A 21112-nucleotide genomic window follows, 5' to 3' on the forward strand; every position below is an offset into this window, starting at 1 on the left:
TTCCGGAGCCGTCGATGTCCCAGTCTTCTCCCGCCCCGCGCGCAGGCGCGCCTGCCGCCGAGCGCACGGGCACCCGCCTGCCGGCCGCCGCGACGCTCGCGGTCGCGTCGGCGACGTGCTCGCTGATCGTGCTCGACACGAACGTCGTCGCCGTGTCGCTGCCGAGCATCGCGCGCGGCTTCCATGCGAGTTTCGCCGACATCGAATGGGTCGTGAGCGCCTACATGACCGCGTTCGCCGCATGCCTGCTGCCGGCCGGCGGGCTGGCCGACCGCTTCGGACGCAAGCGCATGCTCGGCGCGGGGCTCGCGCTCTTTTCGCTCGCGTCGCTCGGGTGCGGGATCGCGCCGTCGGCCGGCTGGCTGATCGCCGCGCGCGCGGCAAAGGGCGGCGGGGCCGCGCTGTTGCTGACGGCCGCGCTCGCGGTGATCGCGAACCGCTTTCCGGACGGACGCGAACGGGCGCGTGCGTGGGCGATCTGGGGGATGTGCATGGGGATCGCGACGGCCGTCGCGCCGCTGGTCGGCGGCGCGATCACGCAGTGGATCGGCTGGCGCTGGGTGTTCCTGCTGAACCTGCCGGTGTGCGCGCTGCTCGCGGCCGGCGCGCGCGTCGCGATCGACGAGTCGCGCGATCCGCACGCGAAACGGGTGGATGCCGCCGGCAGCCTGCTGTTCGGCGCGGCGCTCGCCTGCGCGATCGCGGCGCTGATCGGCGCGCCGTCGCATGGCTGGCTGTCGACCGCGACGCTCGTCCGGTTCGCGCTGGCCGCCGCGCTGCTGGCCGCGTTCATCGGTGCGGAGCGCTGGCAGGCGCGGCCCATGATCGATCTGGCGCTGTTCCGCCAGCCGCGTTTCGTCGGTGCCGTGCTCGCGATGTTCGGCTATGCGGCGTGCGCGCAGGTGATGATGACGTTCCTGCCGCTGTACCTGCAGAACGCGTTCGGGATGTCCGCGATCGATGCGGGGCTCGGGATGCTGCCGTTCGCGTTCGCGATGATCGCAGGGCCGTCGCTCGGCGGCCTGCTCGCCGCGCGCGTATCGTCCGGCGGCGTGCTGGCGGGCGGGCTCGCCCTGATCGGCGCGGGCAATCTCGCGACCGCGGCGCTGACGGCCGGCGGCGACTACCGGCTCGTCGCGCTCGGCATGTTCGTGACCGGCTGCGGCGCGGGCATCATGAACGGCGACACGCAGAAGGCGATCATGGCGTGCGTGCCGCCGGGCCGTACCGGGATGGCGTCGGGCATCAGCACGACCACGCGCTTCTCGGCGATCGTGACGGCCGTCGGCGTGCTCGGCGCGGTGCTGGCCGCCAGCACGCACGCGCACCTCGACCGGCTGCTGTCCGCCGCGCCGGGCATGCGCGCGTTCGTCGACGCGCCGTTCATGTCGAGCCTGCTGGCCGGCGATCTCGCGCAGGCGCTCGCGCACGTGCCGCCGTCGGCCGCGCGCACGCTTGCCGATGCGGCACCCGCGGCCTTCGCGAGCGGATTCGCCGCGGCGCTGACGGTCAGCGGCGTGCTCGCGCTTGCCGTCGCCGTCATCGCATACAAGTTGCTTGCGCAACCGATGCTCGACGCGTGATGCGTGCGGCGGGGGTTCATGCCGGGCTCGTTGCACGAGACGATACGGAGCCGCCGAGCGTGCGCGTTCAGGTTGTCGTCGGCGATCGATTCAGCGCGACTTCGTCGCGACGCGATGAACGCGCGCCGCGCGCGCGACACGCGGCCGTTGCGATGCACCGCAGTGCGTCGCCTGCCGGCGGCGCGTGCGTCGGGTCGGTTCCGGCGGGGCGTCGGCGATCGGCACATTCGCCCGCGCATCCGCATCCGCATTCGCGGCAACCGCCGCGACGGCCGGCTGCGCGGCCTCCGCGTCGAGCCAGCCGCGCGTCGCCTCCGCGATCAGCCCGCGCAGCCAGCGCACGCCGTCGACGCAGGCGCCCGACTCGTTCCACGTCATCCGGTACACGATCTCGGGCGGCTCGGCCGGCAGCGCCACCGCGCCGAGCGGCAGCAGCTTCGCGTAGTGGCGCGCGAGCCGGTACGTGGTGGTGAGGATCAGGTCGGAGCGCACGAGCGCATGCGCGGCGAGTTCGAAGTGCGGCAGCGTGACGACGATCCGCCGCTGCAGGCCGACGCGTTCGAGCTGCCGGTCGATCGCGCCGGACGCTTCGAGCCACGACGGTGTCGGGCACAGTTGCGCGGCGCTCGCGAATTCGGCGGCCGTCATCGCGCCGCGCCGTGCGAGCGGATGCGTGGCGCGCATCAGGCACACGACGCGATCGTCGAACAGGTCGTCCTGCCGGAACCGCGACACGCGGGCAGGGCGATTGTCGATCACGACGTCGAGCTCGCCGTCGGCGAGCGCGCGTTCGTCGTCGTAGCCGTCGCCGAGCGGATGGAACACGAGCTGCGCGTTCGGCGCGCGTTCGCGGAACAACGCGACGAGCTTCGGCACGAACAGCACGTTCAGGTAATCGGGGCAACCGATCCGGTAGGTGCGCACCGACGTGCGCGCGTCGAAGGTCGGCTGCTGGATGCGGATGAAGTCGATCACGCGCAGCGCGTTGCGCAGCGGCTCGATCAGCCGCGCGCCGAACTCGGTCGGCACCATGCCGTAGCGGCTGCGCACCAGCAGCGGATCGCCGAGCAGCGTGCGCAGCCGCTTGAGCGCGGCGCTCGTCGCCGGCTGCGACATGTTCAGCCGCACGGCCGCGCGCGACACGGTGCGCTCGGTGAGCAGCACGAGCAGGATGCGCATCAGGCGCGCGTCCAGGCCGTCGAGCGCACTCCTTGCGTCGGACGCATCGAGGGACAGGCCGTTCGGCGCCGGTGCGTCCCGCATGTCGCTACGCGTTCCCGCGGCCCGTCATTTGACGAAGGTGCCCGGCCAGCCGACGATCCGCTTTGGGCGCGGCGGCGCATAGGTGCGGACCTTCGACGTCTTCAGCTTCAGGCGCACCAGCGATTCCGCGAGCGCGACCGCGGCCGACACGCCGTCGACGACGGGCACGCCCGTGCATTCCTCGATCTGCCGGTCGAGGCCGGCCATCCCGCCGCAGCCGAGGCAGATCACTTCCGCGCGATCGTCCTTCACCGCGCGCGCGGCCTGGTCGACGATCGACTCGATCGCGCGGGCCGGGTTCTCCTCGAGCTCGAGCACCGCGAGACCGCTCGCGCGCACCGACGCGCAGCGCGCGTCGAGCCCGGCGAGCTTCAGGCGATCCTCGATCAGCGGCACCGTGCGGTCGAGCGTCGTGACGACCGAGTAGCGGTGGCCGAGCAGCATCGCGATGCTCGCGGCCGCTTCGGTGATGTCGACGACCGGCACCGTCAGCAGTTCCTGCAGCCCTTCGCGGCCGTGTTCGCCGTAGCCGGCCTGGATCACCGCGTCGTATGGCTCGTCGTAGCTCAACACGCGGTCCATCACGGCGATCGCCGCGAGGTAGCTCTCGAAATTGCCTTCGACCGATTCCGCGCCGAAGCGCGGCGTCAGCCCGACGATCTCCGTGCCCGGCGACGCGGCGGCCCGCGCCTGCGCGGCGATGGCGTCGGTGATCGACGCGGTCGTGTTGACGTTGACTACCAGGATTCTCATCGGTGCACTCCGTATGCTGCGTTCAGTGTCGGGCGCAGGCGACCGCGATGGGTTCGCCCGAGCGCTCGTCGTATTGCCGTTTGCGATCGGCCGTCAGCCAGTACACGCTGCCCGCGATGGCCGCGCCGAGCAGCCAGGAGAACGGCGTCATCGCGCTGAAGGCCGGCACGACGGCGAGCGTGATCGAGATCAGCGCGGACGGCACGAGCGCCGCGAGCGCCTTGCGGTTCACGCCGCGCGTGTAGAAATACGCGCCGCTCGGCGCTTCGGTATAAAGGTCCGGCACGTTCACGCGCTGCTTGCGCACGAGCCAGTAGTCGACCGTGATGATCCCGTACAGCGGGCCGAGCAGCGCGCCGAGGCCGGACAGGAAGTAGACGATCACGATCGGGCTGTTGTACAGGTTCCACGGCAGGATCAGCACCGCGACCGTCGCGCTGATCAGGCCCGCGCGGCGGAACGTCAGGCGGTGCGGCGCGAGGCTCGTCAGTACGAAGGCCGGCGCGACGAAGTTCGCCATGATGTTGACCGCGACCGTCACGATCAGGAATGCGAGGCAACCGAGCACGAGGAACAGCTTGTTCGGCACCGTCGCGATGATTTCCGTCGGGCTGTGGATGATCTGGCCGTTCAGCTTGAACTGCGCGCCCGCGAGAACGAAGCTGATCGTCGCGAACACCAGGATGTTCACCGGCAGGCCCCAGAAGTTGCCGACCCGCACCGTCTTCGCGCTCGGCGACGCGCGCGCGAAATCGCAGAAGTTGAGCACCAGCGTGCCGTAGATTGCAAGCCACAGCGCGCCGCCCGCGAACACTTCGGTCCACATCTTCAGGCCGGTCATCGGCTTGCCGATCGACATCGCGAGATGGCCGCCGGTGCGGCTGAACATCCATGCGGCGAGCGACAGCGTCGTGACGAGGATGATCGGGCCGGCGAGCCCTTCGTACTTGCGGACCATCTCCATCCCGTAGGTGAGGATGCCGATCTGCACCAGCCAGATCGCGACGAACGTCACCCAGCCGAGCGTCGACAGCCCGCAGATCGCGTTCTCGTCGAACGCGGCGAGGCCCGGCCAGATCGCGGTGAGCAGCACGCGCAGCACGACCGACGCGAGGTAGGTCTGGATGCCGAACCATGCGATCGCGATCACCGCGCGGATCATCGCGGGCAACAGCGCGCCGTAGATGCCGAAGCTCATCCGGCTGATCACCGGGAACGGCACGCCGGTCTTCTGGCCCATGTAGCCGGTGAGGTTCATGAAGCCGTACACGAGCACCGCGCCGATCGCGAGCGATGCGAGCATCTGCCAGCCCGACAGGCCGAGCGCGAACAGCCCGATCGCGAACGAGTAGTTCGCGATGTTGTGCACGTCGTTGGTCCACAGCGCGAAGATGCTGTAGCGGCCCCAGGTGCGGCCCTCCGCCTTGGTCGGCGCGAGGTCGGGGTTGTGCAGCCGGGGGCTCAGCGCGGGGTCGCGCGCGGCGGTACCGGTTCGATGCAATGCGTCGTCCGCGCCGAGCACGATGCCCGCGCGGTGGGTGGCTTCCAGTTGCACGCGTTGTCTCCTTCCGTGTGCGGGGCGCGAACCGGCAGCGTGTGCACGCAGCGCAGGCCCGGCCGCCGTGGACGTTATGTCTCGGATTTGTTCGCGAGTATGGGTGGCCGTCGCGGCGATGGGAAATTAAATATTCGGCTGGGGGGCATTTGAAAAATGAATGGGGCCGGGTCGCCGGCGGTGGCAATGGAGGAGATGGACGGCACGCGCATTGCTCGCCACAGGTCTCCATCCAGTCGACATCAGCGGAGGTGTCATGCAGCGATATTCCATTCGTCACGTATCGCGGGTCGTCTTCGCCGGCATCCTGATTGCCGGCCTGGCGGCGGGTGCGGGTTGCCAGAAGAAGAGCGAAAGCGACACCACTACCGGCGGGAGTTCAACCGGCTCCACCAGCAGCATGGCGCCGGCGCCGTCCACCGCGCCGTCGGGCATGCCGGGCAGCGGCACGGCCGGCAGCGGCATGACCGGCGGTCCGGCGAGCATGCCGGGCGCGGCGTCCGCGCCCGCGGGCGCAAGCGGCGGCTGACCGTCGGCGCGGGCGGCATGCGCGGGCCCGTCGCCCGCGTGCCGCCGGGACGGCTGTCGGCGCGGCGCGCGTGTCGCAGGGCACGCGTGGGCGGCGCCGCGCGCGTGAAAGATTTGCAACGACCGTTGTAGCGATTCCCGGACCGGCGCCGGCTGCATCCCGCCGGCGCACGCCGTCCGGAACAGGAGGTGCGATGCACAACGCGGAATCGAACCCAACCCCGAAACAGCAGCGCGAACAGATTGCGAAGAGCCCGGTGAAGACGCCGGCGGCCGGCGACATGCCCGATGCGGCGACCCAGGCCGCCGAGGTCGCCGAAGCCGCCGAGGTCACGAAGCGGGCGCTGACCCCTGAGGCCGTCGCGGCGAAGACGCCGACCGGCCTGCCGCCGATCGACGTCGGCGCGCATGCGGTCGACAGCGGCGATCCGGTGCGTCGCGCCAGCGGCAGGATCGTGACGCTCGACAACGCGAACATGGCGATGACCGACAACACGGTCGACGTCGACGGCAAGGGCATGGAGGCGCGCAGCGGCGCGACCGAGTGGCACGACAACGTGATCTATTCGAATGCGTCGCTCGACGACGCGGTCGAGACGCCGGACGAAGGGCTCGGCGGCATCGACAGCCGGCCGGGCGGCAACGTGCCGCAAATTGGGACGCGGCCGGGCTGGCGCGTCCGGCATGTCGGCGATGTCGATGTCGAGCACGGCGACGGCACGCGGGTCGAGCACGTGATCCGTCTCGAGCGGACCGACTGACGCCGTAGTGAGGGCTGCCGGGCGGACCGCCGGCCAGCGGTTCGCCGAAGCCGCTATCCGTTATTGCGGGCCGAGTTCCTGTGCGGACGTGTCCGCATCGTTGCCCTGCGCGACGAGCACGTGAATGTCGTTCGGCGTCACGTCGCCGATGCCGCCCGCCGGAATCGTCACCAGCAACCAGTCGGCGTTGTTGTTGATCGCGACCGGCGCGGTCTTCAGGATCGGCGCCTTGCTGCCGGCCGTCGTGACGATCACCTGGTAGGTTCCGCCGTTCAGGTAGATGGAATCCTGTGTGGATGCCGGCACGGCGTTCTGATACGCGGCGCCCGCCAGCGTCGGGCTTTGCGTGTTGATGTCGGTGCCCGGCGGCACGACGTACACGTCGACGTTCTGCGTGTTCGGCGACGCGTTGAAGCTGCGCACGCGCGCCTTGTCGGACAGCAGCTTCTTGTCGAACGGATCGTCGATCAGCGAAATCGCCGACGAGGTGCTCGGCAATGCGATGGTCGTGTAGTGGTGACCGTTCGCCGCGCCGAACGACTGCGACGCGACGGTCGTGGTCGTTCCCGATACGTCGTAACTGGCGGTCTGCGTGCCCGTATCGATGTCGTGATAACGGGTCACGCCCTTGTACGCGACACCCGACGCATCGAGCTTCGCGTTCAGGTAGTAGTCGAGATTCGGGCCGGCCGGCACCGCGTTGATGAAGCGCGCCTGCGGCTTCGAGATGCCGAGCACGGTACCGACGTCGTTGCTGTCTCCGCCGCACGCCGTGAGTACGGAAATGACCGAGCACAGGGCCACTATCGTTCGTATGGATTTCATGTCGTCCTCTCGTTCAGGGGGAATCCTGCTTGCGATGCGGGATCGCCGCGCGAGGACTCGCGCGGTGCGCAGCGCCGGGTTGAAGGAAGGATTGCCGTCCGCCCGAGGGGCGGGCGCGTTGATCTCGCAAACGACGTGCCTGCACGGCGGGACACGCGTACGCGCCGGTGTGGCGCGAAGTTGCGCGGGGAGGCAGTGGCATGCCCGTGCGCGAACGCGCGCGCGAGGCGACGTGTTTGTAAAAAGGCAGTGCGGCACGTCGGGAGGCGACCTGTGCGCGGGTGCGGCGCCCAGGAAAGCTGTTCAAGCCGTCAGCCGGGGGCGCTGCGACGAATGCGGAAGGGCGAGAGGGGGGCAGCGCGCGTATCGTTGGGCACGCATCGATACGTGGAGAGTCGTGCGAATTGTGCGAATCGCGCGCGACGACCTCGGGTCGCCGCGCGCATGGAGCGCATCAGCGGTTCACGAGCTTTGCAGGATACGCGAGCGCGAGCGCGCATCCGACCAGCATGCATGCGGCGAAGCCGTACAGCCCCGCGCTTTGCGAATGGAACGTATCGCGCAGCCAGCCGATGAAGTAGGTGCTGCCGAAGCCGCCGAGGTTCGCGATCGAGCACGCGAACGCGATCCCGCCGGCGGCGGCCGAGCCCTTCAGGAACGTGGACGGCAGCGCCCAGACGACCGGCATCGCGGCGGCCGCGCCCGCGTTGATCAGCGAGAACAGCAGCACGGTCGCGAGCGTGCCGTGCGACGACGCGGCGGCGAATGCGAGCGCGACGGCCGACACCAGGAACGGCACGACGATATGCCAGCGGCGCTCGCGCGCACGGTCGGAGCTCGCGCCGCAATACAGCGTCGCGAGCACGGCCGCGGCATTCGGGATCACCATCAGCCAGCCGATGTGATACGCGTCCTTCACGCCGGTGTCGCGCAGGATCGTCGGCAGCCAGAAGCTCACCGCATACAGCCCGAGCAGCACGCACAGGTCGATGAGGCCGAGTGCCCACACCTTCGGATCGGAGAACGCGCGGCCGAGCGCGTGGCTCTTGTTGCCGGACGGATCGGCGTCGAGGTTCGCGCGCAGCATGCGCTGCTCGTCCGCGTTCAGCCAGCGCGCGCTCTCGATGCTGTTGGGCAGCCAGCGCAGCACCGCGAAGCCGAGCAGCACCGACGGCAATGCTTCGAGCAGGAACAGCCACTGCCAGCCGCCGAGCGCGTGCACGCCGTCGAACGCACGCATGATCCAGCCGGAAATCGGGCTGCCGATCATGCTCGACAGCGGCAGCCCGACCATGAACAGCGCGACGATGCGTGCGCGGCGCGCATCGGGATACCACTGGGTCAGGTACAGCAGCACGCCGGGCAGGAAGCCGGCTTCGGCGGCGCCGAGCAGGAAGCGCACGACGTAGAACTGCATCGGCGTATGCACGAACATCGTCGCGCCCGACAGCAGGCCCCACGTGATCATGATCCGTGCGATCCACAGCTTCGCGCCGACGCGCTGCAGCACCAGATTGCTCGGGACTTCGAACAGGATGTAGCCGCCGAAGAACAGGCCGGCGCCAAGCCCGTACACGGTGTCGCTGAACTTCAGCGCGTCGAGCATCTGCAGCTTCGCGAGCCCGATGTTGATGCGGTCGAGATAGGCCGCGAAATAGCACAGGCAGAACAGCGTGATCAGGCGCAGCGTGACCTTGCGGTAGAGCGCGCCGTGCAGCGTGTCGTCGGCGGAGACGGCGGCGCTCGGGTGTGCGGTAGACATGGGATTGCCCCTGTTCGAATGTGACGGATGAAGTGGGTGGCCGTTCGACGCGAGCGAAGGTTCGCCGCGCGCTGGAGTCTGTATAGCACGCCAATTACATAGCGTACACACTAGAAAATACGGAATCGCGTAGGCATGAAAGTGAACGCGCCGGGATCGATCGTTAAACCAGATAAACCCGGAATTTTTCGGGGATTAATCTGGAAATGTGCACATATCAACATGGTTTTTTTCATCCTGAGGCATGCACGAAATTCGTGCGTATACGCTCAAAAGTGGAGTGTGTGCACGCCAGTGCTTCGGCGTTCGGAGCGCGCGCGTCCGGCAGCCCGCCGGATCGCGCGAGCCGCGGGCGTTGCAGCGTCGATGTCCGCGAGCAGGCCGACATGGTCGGGCGCTTGTCGGGCGCGACGCGGGTCGGGCGCCACGAACCCTGACGCACCGCAACGAAGCAGCGGCCGCGTGACCGGATGCACCGATTTGAGGGTGTACACTGCTTGCCTTTCCCATTCATGCCGCGCGAGCCTTCATCTTCATGGCGTCTTCCAAGGATTCCTACGACTTTCACGACCAGGTCGGGCACCTGCTGCGCCGTGCCTATCAGCGGCACGTCGCGATCTTCCAGGAAGCGATCCCCGATTCGGACCTGACCGCCGCGCAGTTCGTCGCGCTGTGCGCGGTCAAGGAAAAGCAGGCGTGTTCGCTGAACGACATCGTGAAGGCGACGGCGATCGACCAGGCGACCATTCGCGGCGTCGTCGAGCGGTTGAAGACGCGCGCGCTGATCGAGGTGCTGCCCGACCCGAACGACGGCCGCAAGCTGATCGTGCGCGCGACCGCGGCGGGCCTCGCGCTGATCGACCGCACGGTGCCGTTCGCGCGGCAGGTGACCGAGCGCACGTACGGGCCGCTCAATCCGGGCGAACGCGTCGCATTGCAGTACCTGCTGCGCAAGATGATGGAGGCCGACGGCGACGCGTGACGCGCGGCGCCGTCCGGCCCTCGACGCAAACCGGCCTCATGCGGCGCTTGCTGCGACACTCGCTTCGGTAGCCGGAAGCCGGCCGGCCTCGCGCAGCGCGGCGCGCACCGTCTCGGGCGTGAACGGCGGCGCGTAGAAGCGCACGCCGGTCGCATCGAACAGCGCATTCGCGACGGCGGCGGGCCCCGGCACCGACGCCGATTCGCCCGCGCCGAGCGGCGGCTCGCCTTGCCGCGGCATCAGCACCACGTCGACGTCCGGCACTTCGTCGAACGTCAGGATCGGATAGCTCGCCCATTCGCGCGACGCGACCTTGCCGTCGGCAAACCGCACGCGTTCCTTCAGCGTGCGGCTCAATACCTGGATCACGTTGCCGTGGATCTGGTGGCGCACGCCGTCGGGGTTGATCATCGTGCCGGTGTCCTGGCCGACCGTCACGCGTTCGATGCGGATCTCGCCCGACACGCGATCGACGCTCAGGTCGACGATCCATGCGGACCAGGCCGCGCCGAAACCGGGGAAGCGGCTGTGGACGTAGCGTGCGTAGGCGACGCCGCGTCCGCGGACGACGCGCGCTGCTGCCGCTTCATTTCCGCGATCCACGCGCCGCGGCGTCCAGCCCGCGCGATCGGCGACGGCCTGCAGCAGTTCGGTCGCGCGCGTGTCCTTGAGATGGCGCAGCCGGAACGCGAGCGGATCGATGCCGGCCAGCGTCGCGCATTCGTCGACGAACGCGTCGTGCGCGAACGAGTTCGGCAATGCCGACACGCCGCGCAGCCACGAGGCGCGCACGAGCGGCGCGAGATCCTCGCAGACGAAGCGGCGGTCCGGGCTTTCATACGGCGACACGGCGGTGCGGTCGCCCATTTCGAACACGCGCGGTTCGGGCGCGATCGCGCCGGTCAGGAGCGTCGCGAGCAGCGGCGCGTCGTTCGACGGATAGCGCGTCGTGAAGTCGTAGCCGAGCAGGCGGCCGTCGCGCGTCACGGTGCCCGTCACCTGCATCAGCTGCCCGGCGCCCTTCGGTTCCCACAGATGCTCGTCCGCGCGCGACAGCTGCACGCGCACCGGGCGGGCGACCGCGCGCGACAGCAGCAGCGCGTCGCCGCAGACGTCGTCCGCGCCGTTGCGGCCGTAGCAGCCGGCCGCTTCCATCCGCACGATGTCGATATCGGCTTCGTCGCGCGCCACGAGCGTCGCGAGGTCGTAGCGCAGCGATACGGGGTTCTGGGTGCCGGACCATACGGTGATCCGGCCGTCGCCGGGTGCGCGATAGTCGGCGAGCGCGCACGACGGGCCGATCGAGCCGTGCATCTGGAACGGCCACGCATAGGTGCGCGACAGCGTGATCGTGCCGGGTTGCGCGCGTGCCGCGTCGACGTCGCCTTCGTCAAGCAGCAACCGGCGTTGCGCGGGCGCGGCGGCGATCGCGGCCGCGGGCGTGTCGAGCGGCGGCAGCGCAGGGTGCGGGCGCCACGCGACGCGCAGCTGGCGTGCCGCGCGGATCGCGTGTTCCTCGCGCTCGGCGACGACGCCGACGAAGTCGCCGAGCGCGACGACCGCCACGAGCCCGGGCACGTCGGCGACCGACGCGCGATCGACGTCCACCAGCGACGTGCCGACGAACGCGCCGCTGTCGTGGCCCGCATACGGCGGCCGCACGACGCGGCCGTGCAGCATGCCCGGCACGCGCATGTCATGCACGAACGTGAGCTGGCCGGTGGCCTTCGCAGGCAGGTCGACGCGCGGCGACGACCGGCCGACGATCCGGTAGCGGGCGGGATCCTTCGTGCGGGCGTTCAGGTCGAGCGTGAGCGCGATGCGGCGCGCCGCGACGAGCGCGGCGAACGTTGCTGTGTGCCCGCCGGCCGGTGCGGCGATCGTGTCGTCGTCGATGCTCAGTTGCGCGGGGTCGACACCGAAGCGCTCGGCGGCCAGCGCCAGCAGCGCGTGGCGTGCCTGCGCGGCCGCGCAGCGCAGCGGCGTCGCGGAAATCTGGATCGTCGCGCTCGCGATGGTCGGACCCTGGTTCGGCGTCGCGGCCGTGTCGCCGAGCACCATCGTCACGCGCGCGGCCGGCACGTCGAGCTCCTCCGCCACGATCTGCGCGAGCGACGTGCGGATGCCGGTGCCGAGGTCGACGTGGCCGTTGAACGCGAGGATGCGTCCATCGTCGAGGATCGCGACGAACACCTCGGGCTGCGCCGGCACGTACGACGACAGGCTGCCCGGCTGGCCGGGCGCCGGCTTGGGCGGCGGCGCGGGCGGCCGGATCACGGTCAGGCAGCCGTCGCGCGCAAGCAGTTCGGAGCGGTTCACGGTTCAGGTGTCCTGTCGGGGAGGGCGCGACCGGCGGCCGGTCGCAGCGCCTGCGGCGGCGGCGCTGCTGCCGCGTGCCGCGCACGGGGCGACGGCCCGGGCGTGCGCGATGGCGCACGCGGTCAATCTAGGCCGACAAAAGCGCAGCGTCAATCGCGCGCCGGCGCGGGCACGGCTGCCGTTCGTACCACCCGTGCCGCACCGCCCGCGATCGGCGCGGCGGCTCAGCGCGCGTGCACGGCATCGATCGCCGCGATCGCATCGTCGAGCGGCATCACGGCCGCGTATTTCTGCTGCATGTCGAACAGGTTCGCGTCGTGCGGCGCGATCGCGCGATCGCCGACGCAATCGGCGAGCACGAGCGGGCGGAACCCGTGCGACATCGCGTCGACCACGCTCGCGCGCACGCAGCCGCTCGTCACCGCGCCCGCGACGAGCAGCGTCTGCACCGCGCGCTGCGCGAGCCACGGCGCGAGCTGCGTGCCGAAGAACGCCGACGGCACGGTCTTGCGCACGACGAGTTCGCCGGCGGCAGGCGTGAGTTCGGGCACGATCGCGCTGTTCGGATGGTGCTCGGTCAGCGTCGCCATCCCGGGCACCTTCAGCGAGAACACGTTGTCGTCGCTGCCGTCGTCCGCGTACACGATGCGGCTGTGCGCGACCGGCCAGCCGCGTGCGCGCGCGAGCGCGAGCGCCCGCGTCGTGCGCGCGATCGCCGGCGCGATGTTGCCGCCGCCGAACGTCGCGGGATCGGCGAAGCCGACCACGAAGTCGACGATCAGCAGTCCGATGTTGCCGTGCGGCGGCAGCGGCGTGCCGAAACCCTGCTGGCGGTAGACGTTTGCTTCGGCGTGGCGGGAAAGATCGGTCATGGTGTCGGGCACTCGTCGGTCAGGCGGGTTGATCGGCCACGCGGCCTTCGCGCACGACGGTTTCGCCGTCGAGCTCGACCGTGCAGCGGCGCAGCGGGATGTCGATGTGGCAGGTGGTCGTGCGGGTGCCGCCGCCTTCGTTGTTCGGGCCGAGCGAGAACAGGAAGTTGCCTTCGAACGCACGCGCATCCATCCCGATCGTCGCCTCGCGGTCGTACAGGCCGAGCGTCGACCAGCGCGCGCGCGGCTGCAGCCCCCAGCCGATGTGCGAGATCGCATAGCCTTCCGGGTCCGCGAAGGTTTCCATGTAGTCGCGCAGCAGGTCGGCATCGACGCCGCCTTCGATGCGCGTCGCATAGCCGCCTTCGACGGTCAGCGCGATCGGCTCGCTCACGTAATGTTTCTGCGGCAGCAGGATGTCGCCGCGATCGATCACGATCGTGCCGCGCGCGGTGCGGTCGTTCGGGAAGGTCAGCGCGAAGCCGCTCGGCCAGTGGTCCCAGCGGCCCGGCGCGTCGACGAAGCCGTATTCGGCGGTCGGCGGGAAATCGCCGAGCGGGCACACGAGCGCCGTGCCGGCTGCGGAGGTCACGCGCATCTCGCGCGCGGCGGCGATTTTCTTCGCGGCGCCGAGCACGCGCGTGCGGTCGGCCAGTGTCGGCACCATCCGCACCAGCACTTCGGGCGGCTCGACCGCGAGCAGGATCTTCGTGCCGGATTTCAGGATGTCGTGCTGCTCGGGCGAGAACAGCAGCGTCATCAGGTCGAGCACGAGGTCGCTCTCGCGCAATGCGGCGATCGCGGCGCGGTTGCCGGTCAGCGGCGTCGTGCCGAGATACGCGAGCGGGTCGCGGCTGAACGCCTTCTCGCCGTTCACCGGCGGCAGGTCGAGCCGGTTGACGATCGCGCCCATCGATTGCGTCGCGATCAGCGCGCACGACAGCGTCTGCGGATGAGTGGCCGCGCTCGTCAGGATCGTGACGGTCTGGCCCGGTTCGAGGCGCGACAGCGTGAGCACCTGCTTCCACGCGTCGATCAGTTGATAGTCGCTGACTGGCATCGTCGGCTCCGGTAATGGCGTGAAGGGAAGGGGGAGGCGAAATCAGGCCGCGAGCGGCGCGCCGAGGAAGCTGCCGAACGCCGCGTAGAAGCCCGCCGCGTTGTCCCACGGGATCATGTGGCCGGCATCGGGCACGCGCACGTGCCGCATCGACGGCGTCGCACGCTGCAGTTCGGCGACGTCGTCGTCGCGCACCACGTCGCCGCGCTCGGCCGTGATCAGCAGCGACGGCACGGCCAGTTGCGCGGCATCCGCGTGGAAGTCGTCGGTGTGGAAGCCTTCGTACGACGTGCGCACCGCGCGCTCGTCGCAGGTATGCAGCCACTCGGCGCGCAGTTGCAGCTCGGCATCGGTCCAGGTCGGGCAGAACGCGCGCATCCCTTCGGCATCGGTGCCGGCGCGCGCGAGCGCCATCGAGTCGATGTACCACGGCAGCTTGCCCGGATAGTCGCGCCGGTTCGGGCCCGACACCGGCGGATCGACGAGCACGACCGATTCGAGCCCACGGACGCCGCGCCGCGCCGCGCGCGCGGCGATCCGCGCGCCCATCGAATGGCCGACCAGGCTCGTGCGCGGCAGGCCGAGCGCGGCGACGAACGCCGCGATGTCATCGGCTTGCGCATCGAGGCCGTAGTCGAGCGACGGCGACGCGTCGGACAGCCCGCGGCCGCGCACGTCGAGCACATAGGTGTCGAATGCCGCGCCGAACACCTCGCCGACGAAGCCCCAGGTGATCGCGGGGCTCGTGATGCCGGGAATCAGCACGATCGCGGGGCGCGACGCGCGCGCGCCCGTGGCGCCGCCGTAGCGCAGGTAGTGCTGGCGGATGCCGTTGGCGCGGACGTTCGCGCCGTACAGGAAAGTCGAGGACATGGCGATGCTCCGAAGTAGCGGGGCGCTCAATACGCGCCGGACAGCAGCGCGCCGGCGCCGGGCACGATCGGTTCGAGATCGAGTTCGCGCAGCATCGCGTAGGTCGTCGCGATCGCGGCCGTGATCACGGGCTTGCCCGTCATCGCCTCGACCTTCGCGACGGCCGGCAGCGACGGCATCTGCACGCACGCGGACAGCACGATCGCATCGGCGTCCTGGTACGGCAGCGTCTTCACGATGTCGGGCAGGCGCGCCGGGTCGTGGCGGCCGACGTCGAGGTTGTCGGGGATCTCGAGCGCGCGATACGCGATCACGTCGTAGCCTTCGTTGCGGATGTAGTCGACCACGAGCTCGGTCAGCGGCAGCATGTACGGCGCGACCACCACGATGCGCTTCGCGCCGATCACCTTCAGCGCATCGACGAGCGCGCCCGCGCTCGTCAGCACCGGCGCCTGCGCGCCGTTGTCGGCCGTGTGCTTCGTGAGGCGGGCCTGCGACACGCGGTGATAGCCGTGGCCCATCGCCATGATCGCGACGAGGCACGCGTAGCCGAGCACGTCGACGCGCGCATCGCTCAGTTCCACCGCGCAGCGGTCGGACTCGGCGTCCATCGCCGCGAGTTCTTCCTTGACGACCTTCTTCATCCGCATCCGGCTCGAGTGATACGTGAAGCGCTCGGGCCGGATCGCCTCGCGCAACCGCAGCATCGCGGGAATCTCGGTTTCCATCGTCGTGTTGGAACTCGGCACGATCTGGCCGATGCGGTAGGTCTTGCTCATGACGGGAGGCTCCGTGTCGGTAAGGGTGGGGCGGCACGCTGGCGCGGGATCGCCTGGTTTCGGGGAAAGTCTAGTGTGTACATTTGAAAATGACAATGGGTCAAAATGATTCCTTTCAGGCGTGGATCGTTTATTTTCGGATGTATATGAGGTTTTATTGGTGTTTTCCCGGATGGGGTGGCCACCGGAAATAATCCCCTTGTCTTGAATAAATTGAGTGTGTACGCTATATAAACGTCATTCAATCCGCCCGTTCTCGTGCCGCGTCCGGCGCCGGGCTCACGATCAGGAGATCCGCATGAGCAAACCCCGTATCGCAATCATCGGCGCCGGTCTCGGCGGCACGGCCGCCGCGGCGCTGCTGCAGCGCGGCGGCTACGACGTCGCGCTGTACGAGCAGGCGCCGGCGTTCTCGCGCCTCGGCGCGGGCATCCATCTCGGCCCGAACGTGATGAAGATCATGCGGCGCATCGGCTGCGAGGACGCGCTGGAGACGATGGGTTCGCATCCGGATTGCTGGTACAGCCGCGACTGGCAGACGGCCGACGTGCTGTCGCGGATTCCGCTCGGCGACTACGCGCGCAGGACCTACGGCGCGAGCTACCTGACCGTGCATCGCGGCGATTTCCACGCGCTGATGACGCAGGCGGTGACGCCCGGCACGATCCGCTTCGGCAAGCGGCTCGCGTCGGTGGAGGACACGGGTGACGCGGTGCGGCTGACGTTTGCCGACGGCAGCGCCGAGACGGCCGACATCGTGATCGGCGCGGACGGCGTGAACTCGCGGATCCGCGAGCACCTGCTCGGCGCGGAGCCGCCGCGCTATACGGGCTACGTCGCGCATCGCGCGGTGTTCCCGGCCTCGCTGCTCGGCAACAAGCCGTACGACATGTGCGTGAAATGGTGGTCGGAGGATCGCCACATGATGGTCTACTACGTGACCGAGAAGCGCGACGAGTACTACTACGTGACCGGCGTGCCGCAGGCCGAGTGGCCGGAAGGCGTGTCGATGGTCGACAGCAGCCGCGATGAAATGCGCGAGGCGTTCGCCGGCTTCCACGCCGACATCCAGCATCTGATCGACGTGTCGCCGTCGATCACGAAGTGGCCGCTGCTCGAGCGCGACCCGCTGCCGTTGTGGAGCCGCGGCCGTCTCGTGCTGCTCGGCGACGCATGCCATCCGATGAAGCCGCACATGGCGCAGGGCGCGGCGATGGCGATCGAGGATGCGGCGATGCTCGCGCGCTGCCTCGACGAAGTCGGCATCGGCGATTACGCGGGTGCGTTCGCGCTGTACGAGGCGAACCGCGCGGCACGCGCGTCGAAGGTGCAGCTCGTGTCGCACAACAACACGTGGCTGCGCACCAACGAGGATCCGTCGTGGGTGTTCGGCTACGACGTGTTCGACGTGCCGCTGGTGTCGCCGTCGCCGTCGCGCGGCAACGTGGCGGCCGTCGCCTGACGCGCATGCGGTGTCCGCGCCGGATGCCGCGCCGCCGTATCGGTGATCGATGCGGCGGTACGCATTTCGGCGTGTTATACGTGAGCGCTGCGCGCGACGCCGGCCCGTCGCGAGCCGGCGGCCGTGCCCGCTGCCGGCCCCAACACGGCCTGCCGGCCCGCGCCCCGCATTCCGGATCCCTTCATGTCCCATCCCGCTTCCCCGTCGCGGCCGCTCGCGTTTCGCGTGAACGGCACGCCGCACACGTTCGACGCTGCCGCGCCCGACGCGCCGCTGCTGCTGGTCCTGCGCAACGACTGCGCGCTCAACGGCCCGAAGTACGGCTGCGGATTCGGACAGTGCGGCGCGTGTACGGTGCTGGTCGACGCTCAGGCGACGCGCGCGTGCGTCGTGCCGGCCGCCGCCGCGCACGGGCGCGACGTGACGACGCTCGAAGGGCTCGGCTCGCGCGACGCGCCGCATCCGATCCAGCGCGCGTTCATCGACGAGCAGGCCGCGCAGTGCGGCTATTGCCTGAACGGAATGATCATGAGCACGAAGGCGCTGCTCGACCGTAATCCGTCACCGGACGATGCGGCGATCCGCGACGCGCTGCGCTTCAATCTTTGTCGCTGCGGCACGCATCTGGAGATCATCCGCGCGGTGCATCGGGCCGCGCGCTATCTGCGGGACGACGGCGATGAAGCATGACCTGAGCGTGCCCGCGCAGCCCGAAGCCGATGCGAGCGATGTGCGGCGCGATGAAGCGGCGGTCGGTTCGGCGCGGCGTGCGGACGACGCGGCGCGCATGCACCGCGCACACTACGAATGGCCGATCGGCGATGCGCGTGCGCACGCGTCGTTCGAGCTCGAAACGCGGACCGCCGCCGATGGGCGGATGACGACGTGGCGCTATCGCGCGAAGGCCGGCACGACACCGGATGCGCGGCGCGCGGCGGCGCGGGGCGGGGCATCGGCTCGGTCGTCGCCGTTCGTCTATCGACATGCGCAGACGTCGATCGAGATGGCCGACGTCCACCACGCGATTCCCGGCCACGCGCACGCATTCGCGCGCGAGTCGTTCGTCGACGAACTGGCCGGTGCGCTGCGGCGCGATCCGGTCGCATTGCGCCTGCAGCATCTCGATGCGTCGCGCGATGCCGGGCCGCGCGAGATCATCCGGATGGTCAGCGAACGCGCGGCGTGGGGCGAACCGGCCACGGGCCGTGCCCATACAGCGGCGCAGGACCGCCTCAGTGGGCGCGGCTTTGCATTCGATGGTGCGGGCGCGCTCGAGGCGCCGTCCGCAGGCGAAAACCCGCACGCGGACGCGGGCCGCGACGACGATCCGCACTGGTCCGCCTGGGTGGTCGATCTCGACGTCGATCGCGCGACGGGCGACGTCGCGGTGCGCCGCGTCGTCGCCGGGCAGGGCGCGGGCGAGCCCGGTCAGGCGTCGATGGCGGGCTTGCCCGCGTGGCAGATCGAGGCGGCGATTTCGCGCGTGATGGGCGCGCGGCTGTCCGCACGGCCGGCGCATGACGAGACCGGCGGCGATGTCGCGCCGGATGCGATCGCGCATGAACTCGTCGCGTTCGACGACGCAGAGCCGGGAGTCGGTCGCGCCCGGTCGCTGTCGGCATACGACGCGCAACGGATCGAACAGGCGGTGGCGCCGGCGGCGGCCGCGATCGCGAACGCGCTGCATGACGCGACGGGCGTGCGTTTTCGCGCGCCGCCGTTCGACGCCGCACGCATTCGCGACGCGCTGGCCCGCCCTGAGCCGGCCGATGTCGGCGAGCGCAGTTCCGGCGCGCCGCGCCGCGCGTCATCGTTATCGTCATCGCGCTGGCGCCGCTGGCTGGCCGGTGGCGGCGCGGGCGGGGTCGTCGGCGGGCTGATCGGGCTGGCCTGCGCGATCCTGCCGGGCCCGGCGCCGGTCGCCCCGATTGCGCCGGTCGCACCCGGCGGCGCGGACGGCGCGATGTGGAGCGCGGCGACGCTCGAACGCGGCCGCCTGATCGCGCTCGCCGGCGATTGCGCGGTCTGCCATACCGCGCCGGGCGGCGCGGCCAATGCGGGCGGTCTCGCGCTCGACACGCCGTTCGGCACGATCTACACGACCAACATCACGCCCGATCCGGAAACCGGCATCGGCGCATGGTCGTATCCGGCGTTCGCGCGCGCGATGCGCGAAGGCATCGGGCGCGACGGCTCGCATCTGTATCCGGCGTTTCCGTACACCGCGTTCGCGAAGCTGAGCGAGCCCGACCTGCTCGCGCTGTATGCATACCTGATGTCGCAGCCGCCGGTGAAGCATGCGCCGCCGAAGACGAAGCTGCCGTTCCCGCTCGACCAGCGGCGCCTCGTCGCCGGATGGAACTGGCTGTTTCACGACGCGCGGCCGTTCGTGCCGGATCCGGCGCGCTCCGCGTCGTGGAATCGCGGCAAGTATCTGGTCGACGGCGCCGGGCACTGCGGCGCGTGCCATACGCCGCGCAACGCGCTCGGCGCGGAACGGGGCGGCCGCGCATATCTGGCCGGCGGCGAGGCCGAGGGATGGGTCGCGCCGCCGCTCGTCGCGTCGCCGGCGTCGCCGGTGCCGTGGACCGAAGGCGCGCTGTTCGACTACCTGCGCACGGGCTTCTCCGCGCAGCACGGCGTCGCGGCCGGGCCGATGGCGCCGGTCGTCGCGGGGCTCGCGGCGCTGCCCGAATCGGACGTCCGGGCGATCGCGCATTACCTGGCGTCGCTGTCGCCGCCCGTCGATGCCGCGGTGGCCGTCGACGCGGCGACCCGCCATGCACGCGGTGCGGAAGCGGTCGCGACGCTCGGCCTCGAGAGCGGCCGGCGCGCGTTCGATGCCGCGTGCGCGGTCTGTCACGCGGAGACGGGCGGGGTCGGGCATTTCGGCGTGCGTCCGCTGATGGGGCTCAACACGAGCGTCAGCCAGGCGGCGCCCGACAACCTGCTGCGCGTGCTGCACGACGGGATCGACCATCCGGCCACCGACGGGCTCGGCTACATGCCCGGCTTCCGCGACGCGTTCGACGACCGGCAGATGGCCGAGCTCGCCGCATACATCCGCGCGCGCTATGCGCCCGGCCAACCGGCGTGGCGAAGCCTGGAGGAGGCTTCGGCGAGAATCCGGCAGGCGCGTGCGCACTGACCGGCGCGCCGGCCGATGGCGGTCGCCGGGCAGAAACCGTGCGTCGGCCGGGAAGCCGGGAAAAGCGACACGCTGCGCAACGACGGGCGTGACGAGGGCCGCAAATCTTGCCGGCAGCACCCCATCGTTTAACCATTCGAAACAATGTGTTCACTGAAAAGGGCATGATCTCCGGCGATCGGGCAGGCATACTGTCGCCTATGTTGCTCAATGCCGTCGAATCGACGCGCGCTTGCCCCCCCATGTCCATTGCTCTATCTTTTCGATCCCTGCGAGGGTTGACCATCGCGGCCGTTGCATGCTTGCTCGCCGCATGTTCGACCGCTTCCGACGTGACCACGACATCGAATCCGAACGTCTTCACCGTGACGACGCGCACGCTCGGCGTGTCGACGACGTGGGCCGACGCCCATGCGAAAGCTGTCGACGAAGCGACCAACTACTGCACGCAGCGCGGCATGCGCGCGAGCCTGAAGCAGGAGTCGGTGACCGGCGGCCGCCGCGTCGACGCGCGCTCCGAACTCGCGTTCGAGTGCCATCCGACCTTCGAGACCGCGTCGAACCCGCGCGGATAAGCGCCGCGCCGC

At 70.0% G+C, this 21112-nt stretch carries 18 protein-coding genes; 7 read left to right on the plus strand and 11 right to left on the minus strand.

Annotation, left to right across the window (positions count from 1 at the left end; genetic code table 11):
- Positions 1–14: 14 nt before the first annotated feature.
- Entirely contained in the window at positions 15–1583 is a 1569-nt protein-coding gene (locus DID98_RS09270) for an MFS transporter (RefSeq protein WP_124524168.1), read from the plus strand.
- Between the two features lie 90 nt (positions 1584–1673).
- On the opposite strand, the gene DID98_RS09275 is transcribed toward DID98_RS09270, so the two are convergent.
- The 4 genes from DID98_RS09275 to DID98_RS36200 all read right to left on the minus strand — a co-directional run bounded on the left by DID98_RS09275 (position 1674) and on the right by DID98_RS36200 (position 5640).
- Complete coding sequence (locus DID98_RS09275) at positions 1674–2846, minus strand: LysR family transcriptional regulator (RefSeq protein WP_124524169.1); 1173 nt, start codon at positions 2844–2846, stop codon at positions 1674–1676.
- A 24-nt stretch (positions 2847–2870) separates the two neighbouring features.
- Positions 2871–3599, minus strand: a complete 729-nt coding sequence (locus tag DID98_RS09280) for an aspartate/glutamate racemase family protein (RefSeq protein WP_124521136.1) — start codon at positions 3597–3599, stop codon at positions 2871–2873.
- Positions 3600–3621: 22 nt separating this feature from the next.
- Positions 3622–5154: an NCS1 family nucleobase:cation symporter-1 gene (locus DID98_RS09285; RefSeq protein WP_124524170.1), complete on the minus strand. Its 1533-nt coding sequence runs from the start codon at positions 5152–5154 to the stop codon at positions 3622–3624.
- 276 nt (positions 5155–5430) lie between these two features.
- On the minus strand, positions 5431–5640 hold the full coding sequence (locus DID98_RS36200; protein WP_221623413.1) for a hypothetical protein: 210 nt from the start codon (positions 5638–5640) through the stop codon (positions 5431–5433).
- A 236-nt stretch (positions 5641–5876) separates the two neighbouring features.
- Between DID98_RS36200 and DID98_RS09300 the strand changes: the two genes are divergently transcribed.
- Entirely contained in the window at positions 5877–6443 is a 567-nt protein-coding gene (locus DID98_RS09300) for a DUF3005 domain-containing protein (protein WP_124524171.1), read from the plus strand.
- A 60-nt stretch (positions 6444–6503) separates the two neighbouring features.
- Here the strand turns inward: DID98_RS09300 and DID98_RS09305 are convergent, their stop codons facing one another.
- Both DID98_RS09305 and DID98_RS09310 read right to left on the minus strand, forming a co-directional pair.
- The gene (locus DID98_RS09305) at positions 6504–7268 is read right to left on the minus strand and encodes a DUF4397 domain-containing protein (protein ID WP_124521128.1); all 765 of its coding nucleotides are present in this window, start codon (positions 7266–7268) and stop codon (positions 6504–6506) included.
- Between the two features lie 454 nt (positions 7269–7722).
- The gene (locus tag DID98_RS09310) at positions 7723–9030 is read right to left on the minus strand and encodes an MFS transporter (protein WP_124521126.1); all 1308 of its coding nucleotides are present in this window, start codon (positions 9028–9030) and stop codon (positions 7723–7725) included.
- A 535-nt stretch (positions 9031–9565) separates the two neighbouring features.
- On the opposite strand from DID98_RS09310, the gene DID98_RS09315 reads away from it, so the two are divergent.
- Positions 9566–10012 (plus strand): MarR family winged helix-turn-helix transcriptional regulator, encoded by a 447-nt coding sequence (locus DID98_RS09315; protein WP_124488416.1) that lies wholly within the window; start codon positions 9566–9568, stop codon positions 10010–10012.
- 36 nt (positions 10013–10048) lie between these two features.
- Here DID98_RS09315 and DID98_RS09320 read toward each other — a convergent pair whose 3' ends face one another.
- The 5 genes from DID98_RS09320 to DID98_RS09340 all read right to left on the minus strand — a co-directional run bounded on the left by DID98_RS09320 (position 10049) and on the right by DID98_RS09340 (position 15915).
- Positions 10049–12331 (minus strand): molybdopterin cofactor-binding domain-containing protein, encoded by a 2283-nt coding sequence (locus tag DID98_RS09320; RefSeq protein ID WP_124570613.1) that lies wholly within the window; start codon positions 12329–12331, stop codon positions 10049–10051.
- A gap of 224 nt (positions 12332–12555) precedes the next feature.
- Positions 12556–13203: an isochorismatase family protein gene (locus DID98_RS09325; RefSeq protein WP_044843890.1), complete on the minus strand. Its 648-nt coding sequence runs from the start codon at positions 13201–13203 to the stop codon at positions 12556–12558.
- A gap of 19 nt (positions 13204–13222) precedes the next feature.
- The gene (locus DID98_RS09330) at positions 13223–14263 is read right to left on the minus strand and encodes a 2,5-dihydroxypyridine 5,6-dioxygenase (RefSeq protein ID WP_124524173.1); all 1041 of its coding nucleotides are present in this window, start codon (positions 14261–14263) and stop codon (positions 13223–13225) included.
- A 42-nt stretch (positions 14264–14305) separates the two neighbouring features.
- On the minus strand, positions 14306–15136 hold the full coding sequence (locus DID98_RS09335; protein ID WP_124524174.1) for an alpha/beta fold hydrolase: 831 nt from the start codon (positions 15134–15136) through the stop codon (positions 14306–14308).
- A gap of 26 nt (positions 15137–15162) precedes the next feature.
- Positions 15163–15915: an Asp/Glu racemase gene (locus DID98_RS09340; RefSeq protein WP_044843893.1), complete on the minus strand. Its 753-nt coding sequence runs from the start codon at positions 15913–15915 to the stop codon at positions 15163–15165.
- 298 nt (positions 15916–16213) lie between these two features.
- Here DID98_RS09340 and DID98_RS09345 point away from each other — a divergent pair, with 298 nt between their 5' ends.
- The 4 genes from DID98_RS09345 (at position 16214) to DID98_RS09360 (ending at position 21100) form a co-directional block, all read left to right on the plus strand.
- The gene (locus DID98_RS09345; RefSeq protein WP_124524175.1) at positions 16214–17377 is read left to right on the plus strand and encodes an FAD-dependent monooxygenase; all 1164 of its coding nucleotides are present in this window, start codon (positions 16214–16216) and stop codon (positions 17375–17377) included.
- Between the two features lie 183 nt (positions 17378–17560).
- Positions 17561–18067, plus strand: coding sequence for a (2Fe-2S)-binding protein (locus DID98_RS09350; protein WP_044843895.1), 507 nt, complete (start codon positions 17561–17563; stop codon positions 18065–18067).
- Positions 18057–20525, plus strand: a complete 2469-nt coding sequence (locus DID98_RS09355; protein ID WP_124524176.1) for a cytochrome c — start codon at positions 18057–18059, stop codon at positions 20523–20525. Before DID98_RS09350 ends, DID98_RS09355 begins: the two co-directional genes overlap by 11 nt.
- A gap of 242 nt (positions 20526–20767) precedes the next feature.
- Positions 20768–21100, plus strand: a complete 333-nt coding sequence (locus DID98_RS09360; RefSeq protein ID WP_044843897.1) for a hypothetical protein — start codon at positions 20768–20770, stop codon at positions 21098–21100.
- The last annotated feature ends 12 nt before the right edge of the window (positions 21101–21112 follow it).

The organism is Burkholderia sp. Bp8984 (assembly GCF_003853755.1).
Taxonomy (GTDB): domain Bacteria; phylum Pseudomonadota; class Gammaproteobacteria; order Burkholderiales; family Burkholderiaceae; genus Burkholderia.